The sequence below is a fragment of the Mesorhizobium marinum genome (assembly GCF_040813675.1).
GTDB lineage: Bacteria > Pseudomonadota > Alphaproteobacteria > Rhizobiales > Rhizobiaceae > Mesorhizobium_K > Mesorhizobium_K marinum.
This window is the reverse complement of the sequence record NZ_JBFOCI010000002.1, coordinates 647,523-665,540: the sequence shown is the minus strand read 5'-3', so window position 1 is coordinate 665,540 and position 18,018 is coordinate 647,523. Positions and strand designations below refer to the sequence as shown.

Sequence of the window (18,018 nt, the reverse complement as noted above, 5' to 3'; positions counted from 1 at the left end):
TCAGCGCACCCCGGCTTCGGCGAGGCCGGCGACAGCGTCCGCGTTCGAGCTGTCGACGATCTGCGGGCCGGTCAGGAAGTGGTTCGACTGCACGAGGCCGTAGCGGATGTAGTGCACGAGCTGGAGCACCGAGATGTAGCCGCGCCACCAGCCCTGCTGGTCCATGGTGAAGTCGAGGTCGCCGGCCTGGATCATGGCGACGAGCTCGGGGCTCACGTCGAAGCCGGCGGTCTGGATGGGCCGGTCGATGGTCTTGCGAGCCGACACGATGCCGGCGGTCGCCGGCTGGCCGGTGGCGAGCACGGCGTCCACGTCGGGGTGCGAGCGCAGGTATGCCTCGGTGATCGCGGCGGTCTTGCCCGGATCGAGGTCGCCGGCGACATGGTCGTATGTCACGCCCTTTTCGGTGGCGATCTGTTCCATGCCGGCGCAGCGCGCGGTCTGGGTACCGTCGCCGACGTTTTCCTGTAGGCAGATGATCGACTTGGCGCCCTTCTCGATGAAGCGGTTCGCGGCCATCTGGCCGGCCGCATATTCATCGGCGCCGACGCGCGAGACGTAGACGTCGTTGGGGTCGCGCAGCGGCTGGTCCTTGACGCTGGGGGCAGGGTTGAAGGCCACCGCGATGCCCTTGCTCTTCGCGTCGGCGGCAACCGCATCGAGGTCGCCGATGCCTAGGATCAGGATGCCATCGGGCTTGGCCGCGATGGTGGCGTTGATCTGGTCGGTGTAGGAGGCGAGGTCGATGCTCTGCGGGTAAACGTATTTCACGTCGACGCCGAGGTCCTTGCCGGCCTGCTGCGCACCGTTGTTGAGCACGCGGAAGAAGCCCGAGCTCGGGTCGGCCAGGCCTTCCACATAGATGGTGAGCCGCTTACCGCCGGTCAGGTCGCCGGGATAGTTGGTCGCGTCCTGGGCGAATGCGCCCATGCAGCAAGATGTGATCATCGCGGCTGACGCCGCGGCCAACAAGATGTGACGGTTTGACATTACTTTCCTCCGGTTGTGCGGCAAATAATTCCACTGATCGCCCGCCAAGACGACGGAGCGCCTGTGCATGCCAATTGAATACCACATCGTCACAAAAACACGTTCTCTCGCCCGTCACAAGAGGAAACTGAGGTTAATATTCCTCAATGGTCTTAAATTGGTATCTACCTCGCGTTGATACCTGTCGAGCACCCCCGCTCGCGCGTTTGAGCTCTTCGGGCTTACTCGTCACGGCAATCATTTTCTTGTCGGCTTCAGTCAGCAACCATGCCGCAAACCGCCGACGCCGCCCGTCACTCCGGTCACCGATGGTCCTTCGCCGAGCCTCGGGTCAGGTCAGGACAACGCCCGCCCGCAGAATGTCCGGCCTTTGAAGATACGCAGACGGAATCTGTCATTCCGCTCTCGCGAAGAGTTTCGGGCGCCGACAGGCGTGCGGAAGTCCCCGAGAGAGGAACCCGCAGGGCACAGTCAACAGCTGTGGGAATTTCGAACTGCGGCCGATGTCGGCGTTGGCTGGACCGGTGCCGGGAAGGGCCGGGGTGGTCGTTGATGAGTTCCTTGAGCGCGAACCAATTGTCTATGCGGTCCAAAGACCGCGCCGGAGGCTCCACCCCGTTTCGTTCGATCGACGCTGTCGTCGGCCGATGGATGTACATTCCCGGCGTGTATCTCAGATTGTCGCCGACAAGCGCATCCCATATTGGCGGGTAAGCGCATGCCCTTCATCCAGCAGTCTGCTGCTATTGAGATGATGGCGGAGAAGGAGGGATTCGAACCCCCGATACCCTTGCGAGTATGCCGCATTTCGAGTGCGGTGCTTTCAACCACTCAGCCACTTCTCCGCAGCGTGGTCGGCGCCCTTGGCGCGCGGCACTAGATAGCGGCGGTCTTTGCGCGATACAAGGGCCAATTCGCGCTCTCGTGCAGCCCGGCCGCGAATGGCGCGTTTGCGCGGCTTCGCCTTGACTCCAACCCCTGCTTGCGCTAGGGACGGCGCGCATCCGGCGCGGGACTTCTCACGCCGGTTGTATTTTTTGAAACCCGCAGACTGACAAAAAGACGGCCGGACCGCCTTCGCGCGATCCATCAAGGCCGACCGAACAGCGAAAGGCAAAAAATGTTCGCAGTCATCAAAACGGGCGGCAAGCAGTATCGCGTTGCCGCCAACGACGTGTTGAAGATCGAGAAGATCGCCGGCGAAGTCGGCGACATCATCGAGATCGGCCATGTGCTGGCGCATGGCGAAGGCGATGCGGTCACCCTTGGCGCCCCCTTCGTGGACGGCGCGCTGGTGACGGCCGAGGTCGTCGCGCAGGGCCGCGCGGCAACCGTGATCGCGTTCAAGAAGCGCCGCAGGCAGAATTCGAAGCGCCGCCGCGGTCATCGCCAGTACGAGACGACGGTGCGCATCGACGAGATCCTGATCGGCGGGGCCAAGCCTTCCAAGAAGGCGGCCGCCAAGAAGGACACCGTGAAGAAGGAAGCCGATGCCGAGCAGAAGCCTGCGAAGAAGGCCAAGGCGGAAAAGGCAGAGATCGTCGACGACATCGCGCTGATCAGCGGCGTCGGGCCGGTGCTGAAGGACAAGCTGACCGAGGCGGGCTACGCGACGCTGACCTCGATCTCGAAGCTCAAGAAGGCCGACATCGCCAAGCTCGACGAAGAGCTGTCGCTCGGCGGCCGGATCGAGCGGGAAGAGTGGGTGGCGCAGGCCAAGGAACTCCTGGCAGGCAAGCCGCCGCGGGCGCAGGTCGACAAAGATGCTGCGGCCGCCAAGGAATCAGAGTAAGAAGAACGACTGAAGGAGTACAACCATGGCACACAAGAAAGCTGGCGGTTCGTCGCGCAACGGTCGTGATTCCGAATCCAAGCGCCTTGGCGTCAAGAAGTTCGGCGGCGAAGCCGTCATCCCGGGCAACATCATCATCCGTCAGCGCGGCACGACCTGGCATCCAGGCGTGAACGTCGGCATGGGCAAGGACCATACCCTGTTCGCGCTCGAGGCCGGCGCCGTGGCTTTCCGCAAGAAAGCCAATGGCCGTACGTATGTGTCGGTAAACCCGACGGCCGAAGCAGCGGAGTAGCCGGTTTCCGCACCACAACACCGGCGCCCCATCTCGGGAACCGGTGTCTGGCAGGGCCAGAAAAGGATCAGGGGGAGATGGGTCGCCATCTCCCCTTTTTCTTTGTTCATTCTGGAGGGACTGCCATGATTGCCGACAAGGACGACAGCGAAGACGAAAGTCTGTTCATCAACCGCCAGGTGCTGACGACCCGGCGGTTGATCATGCGCAGCCCACGCGAATGCGATATCTCCGACCTTGTCACGCTTGCCGACAACCGGCACGTCGCGCAGATGCTGGCGCGCATGCCGCACCCCTATGGCGAGGCTGAGGCGCGCGCCTTCATCGCCATGTCGGCCCTGAAGAAGCCGGGCGCCAGCTACGCGCTCATCCTGGCCGGGCCTGAGGGCAATGGCGCTTTCGTCGGCTGCGCCGGCCTCAACGTGAAGGACCGCGGCCTCGAACTCGGTTACTGGATCGGGGAGCCCTTCTGGAAGCAGGGCTTCGCCACCGAGGCGGCGCACGCCCTGGTCGACCTGGCTTTCCGCTCGACCGGAATAGCGGTGCTCTATGCGTCCGTCAGGGTGATCAATCCGGCCTCGCGGCGGGTCATCCACAAATGCGGTTTCCAGTACGCAGGACAGGGCATGATGAACTCGCTCGTCGCCGGTCAGGTGCCGGTCGAGCGCTACCGCCTCGACCGCCGGACCTGGGAGAGCCTGAGGAACTGGTCATGACAGCGTCAGACGGACGGCGAATCGTCGGCGGCCGTCCGTCCGCGCGTTCACGCCAGTTCGAACCAGACCGGCAGGTGGTCGGAACCCCTGGCCTCGCCGTCGATACGGACCGCGCCGACCCGCCCGGCGAGGCTCTTCTCGACAAAGGCGTAGTCTATCAGCCGGTTGTCCTCCGGCCTGGCGTCGTCCACCCAACTGACGGCGCCGTCCGGCAGTCCGACGCCGAAAGCATAGATGTCGAGCGGGTCGCGCCCGAGGGCGCTGGCCGCGTCGTCCTGCTCGCCGACCATCAGCCGGTACTCCGGCGAGAACCGGTCCATGTTGAAGTCGCCCATCAGGATGAACGCTTCGGGCCGAGGCGGTTCAGGGAAGCCGTACTCGGCCGCGCCGCTCAGCGCGCCGCCCTCCGATGCATAGGCGAAGGCGCGTTCCTTGAGATGGCTGATCTGAAGGGTTCGCTCCGTTGCACAGATATGATCGATATGGACGCTGTAGATGCGCAGCGGGCCGGCGGGCGACATGACCAGCGCCTCCAGCGCGGCGCGCTGAAGGTTGCCGCTCGACAAGCGCAGCGTGCGCGGCAGGAGGTGGTTGCGCGAGGCGGCGATGGGAAAGCGCGACAGCACCATGTTGCCGAACTGGAACCGCTTGTTCAGGGGGCGGCCCGATCCATCGGTCGCGCCGAAGTCGAGGTCCATCGCAGGTCCGAAGGCGGTGAAATAGTCCGGCAGAAGCGCGGCGAGCCCGTCCACCATGTCGACGCCGCCATTCCTTGCGAAGTTGCGGGTCACTTCCTGCAGGGCGATGACGTCGGCGCCGGCAACTTCGGCGGCGATGCGCGCGAGGTCGAAACGCCCGTCGCGGCCGACGCCGTATTGGGTGTTGTAGGTGACGAGTTTCATCGCGACTCCGCACTGGCCGGCCCCGCTCTTCGCCATGCCGCCCCTCGCGCCGGCCGATTCTTTGCGATAGAGCAGTCTCGCCAGATCAATAGCAGCGGAACGGTGTCGGCCGCATGAAATTTCTCGACCAGGCCAAGGTTCATATTCGCTCGGGCGACGGCGGCGCCGGTTCGGTGTCGTTTCGCCGCGAGAAGTTCATCGAGTTCGGCGGACCGGACGGCGGCGACGGCGGGCGCGGCGGCGACGTCTGGATCGAAGCCGTCGACGGGCTGAACACGCTCATCGACTATCGCTACCAGCAGCATTTCAAGGCGAAGACCGGCACGCACGGCATGGGGCGCAACATGACCGGCGGCAAGGGCGCCGACGTGACGCTGAAGGTTCCGGTCGGCACACAGGCCTACGAGGACGACAACGAGACGCTGATCTGCGACCTTACCAGGGTCGGCCAGCGGTTCCGGCTTGCGGCGGGCGGCAATGGCGGTTTCGGCAACCAGCATTTCAAGAGTTCGACCAACCGCGCGCCGCGCCGCGCCAATCCTGGCCTGCCCGGCGAGGAAAAGTCGATCTGGCTGCGGCTGAAACTGATCGCCGACGCCGGTCTCGTCGGCCTGCCCAATGCCGGCAAGTCGACCTTCCTGGCTGCGGTGACCGCGGCAAAGCCGAAGATTGCCGACTACCCGTTCACGACGCTGCATCCCGGCCTCGGCGTTGCGCGCATCGACGCGCGCGAATTCGTCCTCGCCGACATTCCGGGCCTGATCGAGGGAGCGCATGAGGGCGTCGGCATCGGCGACCGCTTCCTTGGACATATCGAACGCACGCGGGTTCTGCTCCACCTGGTGTCGGCGCGCGAGGAAAGCCCGGGCAAGGCCTACAAGGCGGTCCGCCGCGAACTCGAGGCGTATGGCCACGGGCTTGCCGACAAACCGCAGGTCGTGGCGCTGTCGCAGGCCGACACGCTCGACGAGGCCGGCCGCAAGAAGGCGCTCGCTTCGTTGAAGCGCGCCGCAGTCGGCAATCCGATCCTGCTTTCGGCAGCGACCGGCGAAGGCGTGCAGGCTGCCCTGCGCGCGCTCATGTCCGAGATCGAAGCGGCGCGCGCGGCCGAAGGAACCGAGGTGCCGTCATGAACGACGGTTCGCTGCGCAGCTATCGCCGCATCACCGTCAAGATCGGCTCAGCCCTGCTGGTCGACCGAGCATCGGGTTTGAAGCGCGAATGGCTGGCGTCGCTGGTCGAGGATGTGGCGGCGCTCGCTTCCGGCGGCGCCGAGGTGCTCGTGGTCTCATCCGGCGCGATCGCGCTCGGACGAACGATCCTCGGCCTCGGGCGGCGGACGCTGAAGCTGGAGGAAAGCCAGGCCGCCGCCGCCGTCGGCCAGATCGCGCTGGCCGGCGCGTGGTCGGAGGAACTGGGCCGCAAGGGCCTGAAGTCCGGCCAGATCCTGCTTACGCTCGGCGATACCGAGGAACGGCGGCGCTATCTCAATGCGCGCGCCACGATCGGGACGCTGCTGAAGATGGGGGCCGTGCCGATCATCAACGAGAACGACACGGTGGCGACGTCGGAAATCCGCTATGGCGACAACGATCGCCTGGCAGCGCGCGTGGCCACCATGATGGGCGGCGACCTTCTGGTGCTGCTCTCCGACATCGACGGGCTCTACACGGCCCCGCCCGCGCGCGACCCCGACGCGGAATTCCTGCCGGTGGTCGACCGCATCACGCCGGCGATCGAGGCGATGGCCGGCGCGGCCGCATCGGAACTCTCGCGCGGCGGCATGCGCACCAAACTCGACGCCGGCAAGATCGCGACCACCGCCGGCACGGCGATGATCATCACCTCCGGCGCGCGACAGAATCCGTTGACGGCGATCGAACGGGGCGAACGCTTCACGCTGTTCAGGCCGAGCCAGACTCCGGTCAAGGGCTACAAGAGCTGGATCGCCGGCCAGCTCGAGCCGGCGGGACGGCTGACCGTAGACGCCGGCGCAGTGCGGGCCCTGATGTCCGGCAAGTCGTTGCTTCCCGCAGGGGTGAAACGTGTCAGCGGCAGCTTCTCGCGCGGCGACACGGTGGCCGTGCTCGCGCCCGAGGGCCATGAGGTCGCTCGGGGTCTGGTTGCCTACGACGCCGCCGATGCCGTAAGGATCGCCGGCCTGAAGACCGAACAGATCGACGCCGTTCTCGGTTACCAGGCCCGGTCGGCGATGGTCCACCGCGACGATCTCGTCATGGCCCCCTCGCGGGAGGCAGTCGGCGAGAGCATGAAAGGATGAGCCGTGCTGAAGACGCATGAGAGTTCGAGCAACGACGTAACCGCCATGATGGCCGAGATCGGCCGCAAGGCGCGCGCCGCATGCCGACCGCTGGCCACGGCACAGGCAGCGATCAAGAACGCCGCACTCGCGGCAATGGCGGACAGCATAGAGCACAACGGGGCCTCGATACTCGAGGCCAACGCGATCGACATGGCCAATGGCGCGGAGGCCGGCCTTTCGGCCGCGCTGATGGATCGGCTGAAGCTGACGCCCGACCGTATCGCCGCCATCGCCAAGGGCATTCGCGAGATCGCCGCGCTGAACGATCCGGTCGGCGACGTCATCGCCGCCTGGGACCGGCCCAACGGTCTCGCGATCGAGCGCGTGCGCACGCCGCTCGGCGTCATCGGCGTCATCTACGAGAGCCGGCCCAATGTTACAGCCGACGCCGGCGCGCTCTGCCTGAAGGCGGGCAATGCCGTCATCCTGCGAGGCGGCTCGGATTCGCTGAACTCCTCGGCCGCGATCCACGCCTGCATGGTGGAAGGGCTGAAGGCTGCGGGCATGCCGCAAGACGCGATCCAACTCGTTCCCGTTGCCGACCGCGCGGCTGTCGGCGAAATGCTGTCCGGCCTTGCCGGCAATTTGGACGTCATCATCCCGCGCGGCGGCAAGAGCCTTGTCAGCCGCGTGCAGAAGGAAGCGCGCGTGCCGGTGTTCGCGCATCTTGAGGGCATCTGCCATCTCTACATCGACCGCTCGGCCAAGCTCGACATGGCGGTGAAGATCGCGCTCAACGCGAAGATGCGCCGAACCGGCATCTGCGGCGCGGCCGAGACGCTGCTGGTCGACCGGGCTGTCGCCGGCAGCCATCTCGCCCCAATTCTCGACGCGCTCGACAAGGCGGGCTGCGAGATCCGCGCCACGGAGGAGGTTCGCGGCCGGTTTCCGAAAGCAGCGCCTGCGACCGAGGCCGACTGGAAGACCGAATATCTCGACGCGATCATTTCGGTAAAGCTTGTCGATGGCGTCGGCGAGGCGATCGAGCACATCGAGACGCATTCGTCGCACCATACCGAAGGCATCGTCGCGGAGGACGCCGCAGCGGTGGAGCGCTTCTTCAACGAGATCGATTCCGCGATCTTGCTGCACAACGCGTCGACCCAGTTCGCCGACGGCGGTGAGTTCGGAATGGGCGCCGAGATCGGCATCGCCACCGGCAAGATGCATGCGCGCGGGCCGGTCGGCGTCGAGCAACTGACATCGTTCAAGTACCGCGTGCGCGGTTCGGGGCAGGTGCGACCTTGATCGCGCCTGCCGTCGACGCCTAGCGTCCGTGCCTTTCGAGATGCCGGCCCCTGCCCGCTACCTCCGCATGCCATATGTGGAGAAGGGCATGCAGGTCGGCCTGTTCGGCGGCTCCTTCAACCCGCCGCATGCGGGACATGCGCTTGTCGCCGAAATCGCGCTGAAGCGGCTGGCGCTCGACCAGCTCTGGTGGATCGTCACGCCGGGAAATCCGCTGAAGTCCGGGCGCGAACTGGCGCCGCTCGCAGAGCGTCTCGCCCTGTCGGAGGCAATCGCCAGGAACCCACGCATCAAGGTCACCGCCTTCGAGGCGGCGCACAACATCCGCTATACGGCCGACACGCTGGCGCTGGTGCGCGCGAGGAACCCCGGCGTCGATTTCGTCTGGGTCATGGGCGCGGACAGCCTGCGCGACTTCCACCGCTGGCAGCGCTGGCGGCAGATTGCGACGACCTTCCCGATCGCCGTCATCGACCGGCCGGGTTCTACCCTCTCCTTCCTGTCGTCGGTCATGGCCAAGACCTTCGACCACGCCCGCATCGACGAGGCCGACGCGCCGAGGTTGGCGCGGATGAAAGCGCCCGCCTGGACCTTCATCCACGGCCCGCGTTCGCTGCTTTCGTCGACGGCCATCAGGGCCGCTAAAGCGTAAGGTAAGGCTTACGCTCAAGAGGGCGCCGCAGGCGCCACGCCTCAGCCGTACCAGCGTCCCTGCACGACTTTGACATCAGGCGTGGCGGCAGCCACTTTTGCGGCGAACGCCTCGGGATCGCTGCCCTTGTAGTGATAGGGATAGGCCACGGCCGGCTTGAATTCAGCAACCGCCGAACTTGCCTGGTCGATATCCATCGTGAAAGGCAGGTTCATCGGCACGAAGGCGATGTCGATCTCCTTCAACGCGCGCATTTCCGGAATGTCCTCGGTGTCGCCGGCGATGTAGACCCGCATCCCGTCGATGGTGAGCACATAGCCGTTGTCGCGCCCCTGAGGGTGATACTTCTTGCGGTCTTCGGTGGTGTTGTAGGCAGGGATCGCCTCGATGGCGATGGAGCCGATGGTCGTCGTGTCACCATTGCCGATGGCGGACGCCTTCTCTTTCAGGCCGGACGGCAGCTTCTCCATCACCGAAGGATTGACCAGGAGCCGGGTGTCGGCGGCTACGATCGCGGCCAGTGTCTCGGGGTCGAAATGATCGCCGTGCTCATGCGTGATCAGGACCAGCCCGGCGGGCGGCTGGCCATCGTAGAGCGCTTTCCCGCCGACCGGGTCGTTGTAGATCACCATGCCGGGCGCCTGCATCACGAAGCTCGCATGGCTGAGCGGATGGATCACGATCTCGCCGCTGTCTGTCTTGTAGCCGTCGCCTTGTGCCCTGGCAGAGAACGGCATGAGCGTCGTCATCCCCAGGCCGGCAAGACCCGTGATCCCCAGGTGCAGCGTCTCGCGTCTTGAAAACCGCATGGCGGAAACCCTCCGTTGTCGTCCGTTCGCGCGGCCGGGCGGCCGTTGCGCCAAAGGTAGACTAGGCCGGTGCGCGGCCTCGGCAAGGCCCTCGCGCGAACGTGAGCGCCCGTGATCGGGCTTGATCCGATGGTCTACAGCTTCAGGGGCTTGGCCGCCTTGAAGAAGTCCGCCCAGGGGTCCGGTCCATCCAACGCGCGTTCAAGGGCCGCGGAGCCGATGGTGAAATCGGCTGGTCCTGCTCCGGCGCGCAGCATGTCGCGCGTAATCGGCACCGCGACGGTCGCCTTCGGCTTGGCACGCGACGACCAGGGGGCGACCGCGGTCGAGCCGCGTCCGTTGCGCAGATAGTCGATGAAAATCCTGTTCTTGCGCGCCTTCTTCGACAGCACCGACGTGTAGCGGCCCGGGTCGGCTTGTTCCATGGCGCGCGCGAAGTCGTGCGTGAATGTCTTGACGGTGCTCCAGTCGGCGCTCGGCTTAAGCGGCACGACGACGTGGAAACCCTTGCCGCCGGAGGTCTTCACGAAGCTCGGCAGCCCGAGCGCGTCCAGCCGGTCGATCACGTCCAGCGCGGCAGCCCTGACATCCTCGACGACGAGGCCTTCGTCCGGGTCGAGATCGAAGACCATCTGGTCGGGTTGTTCGATGGCGTCGAGGGTCGAGCCCCAGATATGCACCTCGACAACGCCGAACTGCACGAGGGCGGCAAGGCCGTCGAACTCGCGGATGGACAGGAGCTCCTCGCCGTCCTCCGGATCGGCGGTCCGGATGATCGCCGGGTGCATGCCCTTCGACGCATGCTTCTGGAAAAAGCGCTGGCCGTCGATGCCGTCCGGCGCGCGCACGAGGCTGAGCGGCCGGCCGACGACGAAGCGTTCCATGCGTGGCCACGCCTTCTCGTAGTAGTGCAGCAGTCCCGCTTTGCTCAGGCCCGCCTCGGGCCAGAGCAGCTTGTCCGGACTGGTCAGCTTCACCGACATCCCTCGGATCCTCCCTGGGGCGCGCCCATCGCTTCGACGCGCGGGGGCGTCTTCGGCCGGCGCGGAGGCGCTCTCGGCGACGACCTCCCTGGCCGGCTTGTCATCGCGCAGTCCCTGGAACGACGCCTGGCGCAGGATGCCGTCGTCGCTCCAACCGCGGAACTCGACCTCGCAGACGAGCTTCGGTTTCACCCATCTTACCTGCTTGTCCTTCGGCGGCGCCCCGTCGACGGGGGCCTTCTTCGCGGGGATGCGATCGAGCCGCTTCCTGAGGTCGTCGGCGACGGATCCCGCAAATCCGGTGCCGACCCGTCCGCCGTAGTGCAGCCTGCCGCCCTTGTTGTACCCGACGACCAGCGAGCGAAGGGCACGGCCGCGCGCGGTCGAAGGCACATAGCCGACGATCACGAATTCCTGTCGCAGGCTGCACTTGGCCTTGACCCATGCGGTGCTGCGCCCGCTCTGGTACGGCGCGCCGCCGCGCTTCGAAATGATGCCCTCCAGCCCCATCCGGCAGACATGCGCGAGCATCGTGCGCCCGGGCTCCGAAAAATGCTCGCTGAAATGGACCGGGGCATGGCGATTGCCGGTTCCGATCAGCGCTTCCAGGCGGGTCTTCCGCTCGACCAGAGCGCTTTGCCGAAGGTCGATACCGTCCAGCCAGAGCAGGTCGAACGCGTAGTAGAGCATGCGATCGGTCTGCCCGCCGGAGAGCGTGGCCTGGAGCGCCGGGAAGGAGGCCACGCCCTTGTCCGACATCACGACGATCTCGCCGTCGATGATCGCATCGTGGCAATCGAGCGAGGCGAGGCTGCGCGCAATCGCCTCTCCGAACCTGCCGGTCCAGTCCAGGCCTGAGCGGGTGTAGAGCGTGGTCTTGCCGCCCGAGACATGCGCCTGGATGCGGTAGCCATCGAACTTGACCTCGTGCAGCCAGTCGCCGCCTTCCGGCGGCTTGTCGCGCAACCTGGCGAGCTCGGGTTCGATGAAGCCCGGCATCGGCGCCCGCTTCGGCTTGCGGCGCGGAGGCTTTCCTGCCGCCACTTCCTCGACCGTGCGGCCGGATTTCACCGAACGCGGCTGCTTTTCGAGGATGTCGCCGCCGGACCGCGCCTGCCTGTCGTCCGCCTTGATGAGCAGCCAGTTGTCGCGCTTCTCGCCCGGCTTCGGTTTCAGCCTTACCAGGTCCCACAGGCCGCGGAGTTTTTGCCCATGGAGGTCGAAACGAAGGTGGCCTTTCTGCATCCCCCAAGCGGGATCGAATTCCGGCGCCCAGGTGCCCTCGTCCCAGACGAGCATGGTTCCCGCGCCGTAACCCTTGGGGATGACGCCCTCGAAACTGCGGTAGTCCAGCGGGTGGTCCTCGACATGCACGGCGAGCCGCTTCTCGGCCGGATCGAGGCTCGGGCCGCGCGTCACGGCCCAGCTCCAGAGCACGCCGTCATGCTCCAGCCTCAGATCGTAGTGAAGCCGGCGCGCGGCATGCTTGTGGACCACGAAGGCTCCGCCCGCATCCGCGCCGCTCGCCTTGGCGGGCGTTCCCGAAGGTTCCGGCGTCTGGGCGAAATTGCGTTTCGCGCGGTACGGTTCAAGCTTGTCCATCAGGACTTTCGCTTGCCAGGCGGCGGCTTCTTGCCGGCTGGAGATTTGCCGCCGGCCGCCGGCCTCCTTGCGCCGCCACCCTTCGACTTTTCGTCATCGACCTCCTTCCGATCGCCGGCCGCGAGGCTCTTCTTGAGGGCGTCGAACAGGTTGATGACATTGGACGGCTGCTCTTCCGTCGGCTCCTGCCGCGCCGGGACCTTGCGGCCGCTCTTCTTGCGAGACTTGATGAAGTCGAGCACCGCCTTTTCGTAGCGATCCTCGAAGGTCGAGGGGTCGAACTTGCCCTTCTTGCGCTCGACTACCTTGGTCGCCAGGTCGAGCAGGTCCTTGTCGGCCTTTGCCTTGCCGCGGCCGTCATTCGCTTCGGCGGCCTGCCTGACCGTGTCGCCGTAGCGCAGGGTGGTGAGCAGCATGCCCTTGCCGAAAGGCTCGACGAGGCAGGGGCGCTCGCGCTGGTAGAGGACGATGCGCGCCAGCCCCGCCATCTTCTTGTTCTCGAGCGCCTGCCTGATGACGGCGAATGCTTCCTCCGACACCTTGTCGGCCGGCGCGAGGTAATAGGGCTTCTCGATGTAGACAGGATCGACATCGCCCTTCTCGACAAAGCTGTCGAGATTGAGCGTATGCGACGATTCGATCTGGACCGACTGGATGTCTTCGTCCTCGATGACCAGGAACTCGTCCTTCTCGACCTCGTAGCCGCGGACCTCGTTCTTGCCATCGACCGGCTTGCCGCTGGCCGAATCGAGATACTGCCGGCGCACCGCGTTGCCGGTGTGGCGGTTCAGCGTTCGGAACGACACCTTCTCGCTCTGCGAGGTCGCTCCCGACACCTCGACGGCGCAGGTGACAAGCGATAGCTTCAGATAGCCTTTCCAGACGGGTCGGGGGGCCATGTCCAACTCCACTCGATGCGCTGCAAGCTTACGACCGCGCGGCTCCGACGAAAAGGCGCGCACGCGCCCTTGGTCCACTCAAGCGCCGCATCCTGACAAAATGCGACGCCCGGGGGCCCGGTTCCATTCGACCGGGGATGGTTTCCCCTGATGGCGCGAGCCGCTAGACTCCAGGGAACAGAGACCGGGAGGACGACCATGGCAGTGCAGACAACGCCGCGCTTCGACCTGAACGGCCAGGTCGCGATGGTCACGGGTGCGTCGCGCGGCATAGGCCGCGCCTGCGCGCTGGCCTGCGCCGGTTCCGGCGCCGACATGATCGTCGGAGTGCGCCGGGCGGAAGACGGCCGGTCGCTGGTGGCCGAGATCGAGGCCCTTGGCCGTCGCGCGCTCGCGGTCGAGATGGACCTGGCCGACCTCGCCTCCGTGCGCGCGGCGATCGACACCGCGCACGGCCATTTCGGCCGCATCGACATCCTCGTCAACAATGTCGGCATAGGCCCGGAAAACCTGGCCGAGGACGTGACCGAAGCGGATTTCGACTACACCGTCGACATCAACCTCAAGGGCACCTTCTTCACCACGCAGGCGGCGGGCAGGCTGATGATCGGGCAGAAGTCGGGCCGCATCATCAACATCAGTTCCCAGGCCGGGTCGGTGACGCTGCGGGGCGAGTCGATCTATTGCATGACCAAGGCGGCCATCAATCACCTGACGCGGTGCCTCGCGGCGGAGTGGGCGCGCCACGGCATTGCGGTGAACAGCGTCGCGCCGACCTTCATCTGGACCGACGGCACGCGCCCGAGCCTCGACCAGCCGGACTTTCACAAGCATGTGCTGGACCACATTCCGCTCGGCCGTATCGGCGATCCGATCGACGTGGCGGGCGCGGTGGTCTTCCTGGCCTCGCCGGCCGCCTCGCTGATCACCGGCGCCAACATCATGGTCGACGGCGGCTGGTCGGTGTCGGGCGGTTGATCGACAGCGGAGGGAGGGCGGACCCACGCCCGCCCTCGAAGGATTGCAGTCGGTCTGAGACTACAGTTTCGTCCAGGCGCCGTTCTTCTTCGACGATTTCACGCATGCCTCGACGAAGGCAACGCCCTCGACGCCGTCCTGCACGGTCGGATAGATCACGTCCTTCGGCGGCTTGCCGCCCTTGCGGCGCGCCGCGCGGATGGCGCGGGCCGCCTCCTGGTAGAGGTTGGCGAAGCCTTCGAGATAGCCTTCCGGATGGCCTGATGGCACGCGCGTCAACCGAGCCGCGACCTGGCTGGCACCGGCGCCGGCGCGCGTGATCAACTGCTTCGGCTGGCCGAACGGCGTGTACCAGAGATAGTTCGGATCGGCCTGGACCCATTCGAGCCCGCCCTTGGTGCCGTAGATCCTGAGCTTCAGTCCGTTCTCATGGCCCGGCGCCACCTGGCTCGCCCAGATCATGCCCTTGGCTGCAGGCGCCTTGCCGGCCGGCTTGAAGCGGAGGAGTACGTTGAGGTTGTCGTCCACCTTGCGCCCCGGAACGAACGCGTCGAGATCCGCGGAGAGCTCCGCCAGTTCGAGCCCTGACACGAAGCGCGCCAGATTGTAGGCGTGCGTGCCGATGTCGCCGGACGCGCCGCCGGCCCCGGACTGCTTCGGGTCGGTGCGCCACGCCGCCTGCTTCTGGCCGGTCTGCTCGATCGGATCGGTCAGCCAGTCCTGCGGATACTCGGCCTGCACCACCCTGATGTCGCCGAGCACGCCCCTGGCCACCATGTCGCGCGCCTGCCGGACCATCGGATAGGCGGTGTAGTTGTGGGTGAGGATGAAGAGCTTGCCGCTCTTTCCGACCAGCGCGGCGAGCTTCTTCGCATCCGCCAGGTTGGAGGTAAGCGGCTTGTCGCAGATGACGTGGATGCCGGCCTCGAGGAACGCCTTCGCGGCGGGGTAGTGCACATTGTTCGGCGTCACGATGGCGACGGCCTCGATGCCGTCCGGCCGCTTGGCTTCCGCCTTTGCCATCTCGGAGAAGGAAGCGTAGCTGCGCTCGGGGTCGAGACCGAGTTCGGCGGCCGAAGCCTTGGCGCGGGCCGGATCGGAAGACAGCGCGCCGGCGACCAGTTCGAACTCGCCGTCCATGCGTGCCGCCAATCTGTGCACCGCGCCGATGAAGGCGCCTTGACCGCCGCCGACCATGCCGTAGCGGATCGGGCCCTGCCCGGATTCAACCTGTCTGCCGCTGACCATTTCGTGTTCCTTGTTCGAAAACCAGGGGAGCAGGTGAGATAGGGGAATAGGTTGGTACGGTCCTGGCTGTACCTGCCATTATCGACCCTGCTCCCCTATTTCCCTACCACCTGCTCCCTAGATCCCCATCATCTTCCTGAGCAGCTTCTTGTCCGTCGTGCCGCCGGCGAAGTCGTCGAACGCCTTCTCGGTGACGCGGATGATGTGATGCTGGATGAAGGGCGCGCCTTCCGCGGCGCCGTCTTCAGGGTGCTTAAGGCAGCATTCCCATTCGAGCACCGCCCAGCTGTCGTAGCCATACTGGGTGAGCTTGGAGAAGATGCCGGAGAAGTCGACCTGTCCGTCGCCCAGGGACCGGAAGCGGCCGGCGCGGTCGACCCAGCCCTGGTAGCCGGAATAGACGCCCTGGCGGCCGGTCGGGTTGAACTCCGCGTCCTTCACGTGGAAGGCCTTGATACGTTCGTGGTAGATGTCGATGAACTCGAGATAGTCGAGCTGCTGCAGCAGGAAATGCGAGGGGTCGTAGTTGATGTTGCAGCGCTTGTGGCCACCGACCGCGTCGAGAAACATCTCGAAGGTCGCGCCGTCGAAAACGTCTTCGCCGGGATGGATTTCGTAGCCGACGTCCACGCCGGCATCGTCATAGGCGTCGAGGATCGGCTTCCAGCGCTTGCCGAGCTCCGCGAACGCCTCCTCGATCAGGCCGGCCGGCCGCTGCGGCCACGGGTAGAGATAGGGGAAGGCCAGCGCGCCGGAGAACGTCACGGAAGCGTCGAGCCCGAGATTGCGCGAGGCCTTGGCGCCGAACTTCATCTGTTCGACCGCCCATTTCTGGCGCGCCTTCGGATTGTTGTGGACCTTCGGCGGGGCGAAACCGTCGAACTGCGCATCGTAGGCGGGGTGCACGGCGACCAGCTGACCCTGGAGATGGGTCGACAGCTCCGTGATCTCGACGCCGGCGTCTGCGCAGACACCCTTGACCTCGTCGCAATAGGCCTTCGAGTTGGCGGCCTTCCTGAGGTCGAACAGGCGGCCGTCCCAGGTCGGTATCTGCACGCCCTTGTAGCCGAGCCCGGCTGCCCACTCGGCGATCGATTTCAGCGAGTTGAACGGCGCGGCGTCACCCGCGAACTGCGCCAGGAAAATTGCCGGGCCCTTCATGGTCTTTGGCACGAATGTCCTCCCTCGTTCCGGCCGCTTCCCGGCCAGGGCTGTCTTGTGTCGTTGTTCCCGATTGTCCGCTTTCCAGGCGGAAAGCCAGTCCTCCTTTCGAAGGCCATGGCCGACGGCGCCACCCCGGACCGCCGGCCATCAGCCTTCTCCCGTGGATGCCGAACGCTTGACTGACCATCGGCCTCCACGCTTTCCCGCCCACACTGGTATTACCAAAATGAGCGAAGGGGTCAAGCCGGGCGGATGGGCTACCCTAGCCGCCGATAATTTTCGGAACTCGCAATAATTATATTCTGTTCAATCACTTAGGTCACGGTACGAGAGATCGGGATGGGCCGCTTGCGGCCAGATTTCTTTTGCGATAGAGGTCAAGACAGTCCCAATTGGTCGAACCAGATTGTCTGACCGCAGCTGGCTGGCGGTCGATCGAGCGGGAGGGCGAGGAACCAGATGCCGTCGCGCGACCCAGCTGCGTGGGCACTATTCGGGAGAGAGAGCATGCACCTTTCAACGCATAACTGGATGCGCGCAGAGCCACTTGAGGTCACGCTCAAGCGCATCAAGAAGTTCGGCTATGAATCGATCGAGATTTCCGGCGAACCCGAGCAGTACAAGCCGGCCGAGACGCGCGCGTTGCTGAAGGAGCATGGCATACGCTGCTGGGGGGCCGTCACGCTGATGCTGGGCGAACGCAATCTCGCCGCCAAGGACCAGGGGCAGCGCGAGCGTTCGGTGCAGTACGTCAAGGACGTTCTGACCATGGTCAGCGAACTCGACGGCGAGATCATCACGCTGGTTCCGGGCACGGTCGGCAAGGTGACGCCGGACGCCACGGAGGCCGAGGAGTGGAACTGGCTGGTCGATGCGACCCGCGAGTGCTTCACCCATGCCAAGAAGGTCGGCGTCAGGATCGCGGTCGAGCCGCTGAACCGTTTCGAGACCTACATCTTCAATCGCGGCGAGCAGGCGCTGGCGCTCGCCGACGCGGTCAGCCCCGAATGCGGCGTCTGCCTCGACGCGTACCACATCCACATGGAGGAATTCGACGTCGAGGAAGCGATCCGCAAGGCGGGCAAGCGCCTGTTCGACTTCCACATCGCCGACAACAACCGCTTCGCCGCAGGCCTGGGCACCATCGACTGGCCGAAGATCGTCGGGATCCTCAAGGACATCGGCTACGACGGCGCGCTGACCAACGAGTTCGTGGCGCCGGTCGACCGTACGCCGGCCAACCGCTATCCCGACATGGTCGAACGCAACCCTGTCGACATCTCGCCGGAGCAGCTGAAATTCATCCAGGACCACGGTTCCAGCGTGCTGACCGAGAAGTTCTACACCGACCAGATGCGGATCACGGCGGAAACGATCCTGCCGCTGATCGGCAAGAAGATGCCGGCCTGAGGCCGGC

16 protein-coding genes and 1 tRNA gene are annotated in these 18,018 nt (G+C 65.5%); 9 read left to right on the top strand and 8 right to left on the bottom strand.

The annotated features are described in order from the left end of the window. On the bottom strand, window positions 1-948 hold the full coding sequence (locus ABUE31_RS08780; RefSeq protein ID WP_367723150.1) for a substrate-binding domain-containing protein: 948 nt from the start codon (window positions 946-948) through the stop codon (window positions 1-3). A 797-nt stretch (window positions 949-1,745) separates the two neighbouring features. Continuing rightward, window positions 1,746-1,835 (bottom strand) — tRNA-Ser (locus ABUE31_RS08775). A gap of 275 nt (window positions 1,836-2,110) precedes the next feature. On the opposite strand from ABUE31_RS08775, the gene rplU reads away from it, so the two are divergent. From rplU to ABUE31_RS08760, 3 genes are all read left to right on the top strand, one after another. After that, window positions 2,111-2,782 (top strand): 50S ribosomal protein L21, encoded by a 672-nt coding sequence (gene rplU, locus ABUE31_RS08770; RefSeq protein WP_367723149.1) that lies wholly within the window; start codon window positions 2,111-2,113, stop codon window positions 2,780-2,782. Window positions 2,783-2,807: 25 nt separating this feature from the next. Beyond that, entirely contained in the window at window positions 2,808-3,077 is a 270-nt protein-coding gene (gene rpmA, locus ABUE31_RS08765; protein WP_367723148.1) for a 50S ribosomal protein L27, read from the top strand. 125 nt (window positions 3,078-3,202) lie between these two features. After that, complete coding sequence (locus ABUE31_RS08760) at window positions 3,203-3,793, top strand: GNAT family N-acetyltransferase (protein ID WP_367723147.1); 591 nt, start codon at window positions 3,203-3,205, stop codon at window positions 3,791-3,793. 47 nt (window positions 3,794-3,840) lie between these two features. On the opposite strand, the gene ABUE31_RS08755 is transcribed toward ABUE31_RS08760, so the two are convergent. Then, window positions 3,841-4,695 (bottom strand): endonuclease/exonuclease/phosphatase family protein, encoded by an 855-nt coding sequence (locus ABUE31_RS08755; RefSeq protein ID WP_367723146.1) that lies wholly within the window; start codon window positions 4,693-4,695, stop codon window positions 3,841-3,843. Window positions 4,696-4,808: 113 nt separating this feature from the next. Here ABUE31_RS08755 and obgE point away from each other — a divergent pair, with 113 nt between their 5' ends. The 4 genes from obgE to ABUE31_RS08735 all read left to right on the top strand — a co-directional run bounded on the left by obgE (window position 4,809) and on the right by ABUE31_RS08735 (window position 8,918). After that, window positions 4,809-5,828 (top strand): GTPase ObgE, encoded by a 1,020-nt coding sequence (gene obgE / locus ABUE31_RS08750; protein WP_367723145.1) that lies wholly within the window; start codon window positions 4,809-4,811, stop codon window positions 5,826-5,828. Continuing rightward, window positions 5,825-6,976, top strand: a complete 1,152-nt coding sequence (gene proB / locus ABUE31_RS08745) for a glutamate 5-kinase (RefSeq protein WP_367723144.1) — start codon at window positions 5,825-5,827, stop codon at window positions 6,974-6,976. The genes obgE and proB overlap by 4 nt, the downstream gene beginning before the upstream one ends. 3 nt (window positions 6,977-6,979) lie before the next feature. Further along, window positions 6,980-8,266: a glutamate-5-semialdehyde dehydrogenase gene (locus tag ABUE31_RS08740; protein WP_367723143.1), complete on the top strand. Its 1,287-nt coding sequence runs from the start codon at window positions 6,980-6,982 to the stop codon at window positions 8,264-8,266. 67 nt (window positions 8,267-8,333) lie between these two features. Beyond that, window positions 8,334-8,918 (top strand): nicotinate-nucleotide adenylyltransferase, encoded by a 585-nt coding sequence (locus tag ABUE31_RS08735; RefSeq protein WP_367723142.1) that lies wholly within the window; start codon window positions 8,334-8,336, stop codon window positions 8,916-8,918. A gap of 41 nt (window positions 8,919-8,959) precedes the next feature. Here ABUE31_RS08735 and ABUE31_RS08730 read toward each other — a convergent pair whose 3' ends face one another. The 3 genes from ABUE31_RS08730 to ku form a co-directional block, all read right to left on the bottom strand. Continuing rightward, window positions 8,960-9,727 (bottom strand): MBL fold metallo-hydrolase, encoded by a 768-nt coding sequence (locus ABUE31_RS08730; protein ID WP_367723141.1) that lies wholly within the window; start codon window positions 9,725-9,727, stop codon window positions 8,960-8,962. 134 nt (window positions 9,728-9,861) lie between these two features. After that, entirely contained in the window at window positions 9,862-12,312 is a 2,451-nt protein-coding gene (gene ligD / locus ABUE31_RS08725) for a DNA ligase D (RefSeq protein WP_367723140.1), read from the bottom strand. Then, window positions 12,312-13,211, bottom strand: coding sequence for a non-homologous end joining protein Ku (gene ku, locus ABUE31_RS08720; protein WP_367723139.1), 900 nt, complete (start codon window positions 13,209-13,211; stop codon window positions 12,312-12,314). The genes ligD and ku overlap by 1 nt, the downstream gene beginning before the upstream one ends. A gap of 198 nt (window positions 13,212-13,409) precedes the next feature. Between ku and ABUE31_RS08715 the strand changes: the two genes are divergently transcribed. After that, the gene (locus ABUE31_RS08715; protein ID WP_367723138.1) at window positions 13,410-14,189 is read left to right on the top strand and encodes an SDR family NAD(P)-dependent oxidoreductase; all 780 of its coding nucleotides are present in this window, start codon (window positions 13,410-13,412) and stop codon (window positions 14,187-14,189) included. Window positions 14,190-14,249: 60 nt separating this feature from the next. Here the strand turns inward: ABUE31_RS08715 and ABUE31_RS08710 are convergent, their stop codons facing one another. Continuing rightward, a complete protein-coding gene (locus ABUE31_RS08710) occupies window positions 14,250-15,437 on the bottom strand; it encodes a Gfo/Idh/MocA family protein (protein WP_367723137.1) in 1,188 nt (395 codons plus the stop codon). Window positions 15,438-15,554: 117 nt separating this feature from the next. Then, a complete protein-coding gene (locus ABUE31_RS08705; protein WP_367723136.1) occupies window positions 15,555-16,610 on the bottom strand; it encodes a sugar phosphate isomerase/epimerase family protein in 1,056 nt (351 codons plus the stop codon). A 498-nt stretch (window positions 16,611-17,108) separates the two neighbouring features. Here ABUE31_RS08705 and ABUE31_RS08700 point away from each other — a divergent pair, with 498 nt between their 5' ends. Then, window positions 17,109-18,011: a sugar phosphate isomerase/epimerase family protein gene (locus ABUE31_RS08700; protein ID WP_367723135.1), complete on the top strand. Its 903-nt coding sequence runs from the start codon at window positions 17,109-17,111 to the stop codon at window positions 18,009-18,011. Window positions 18,012-18,018: the final 7 nt, after the last annotated feature.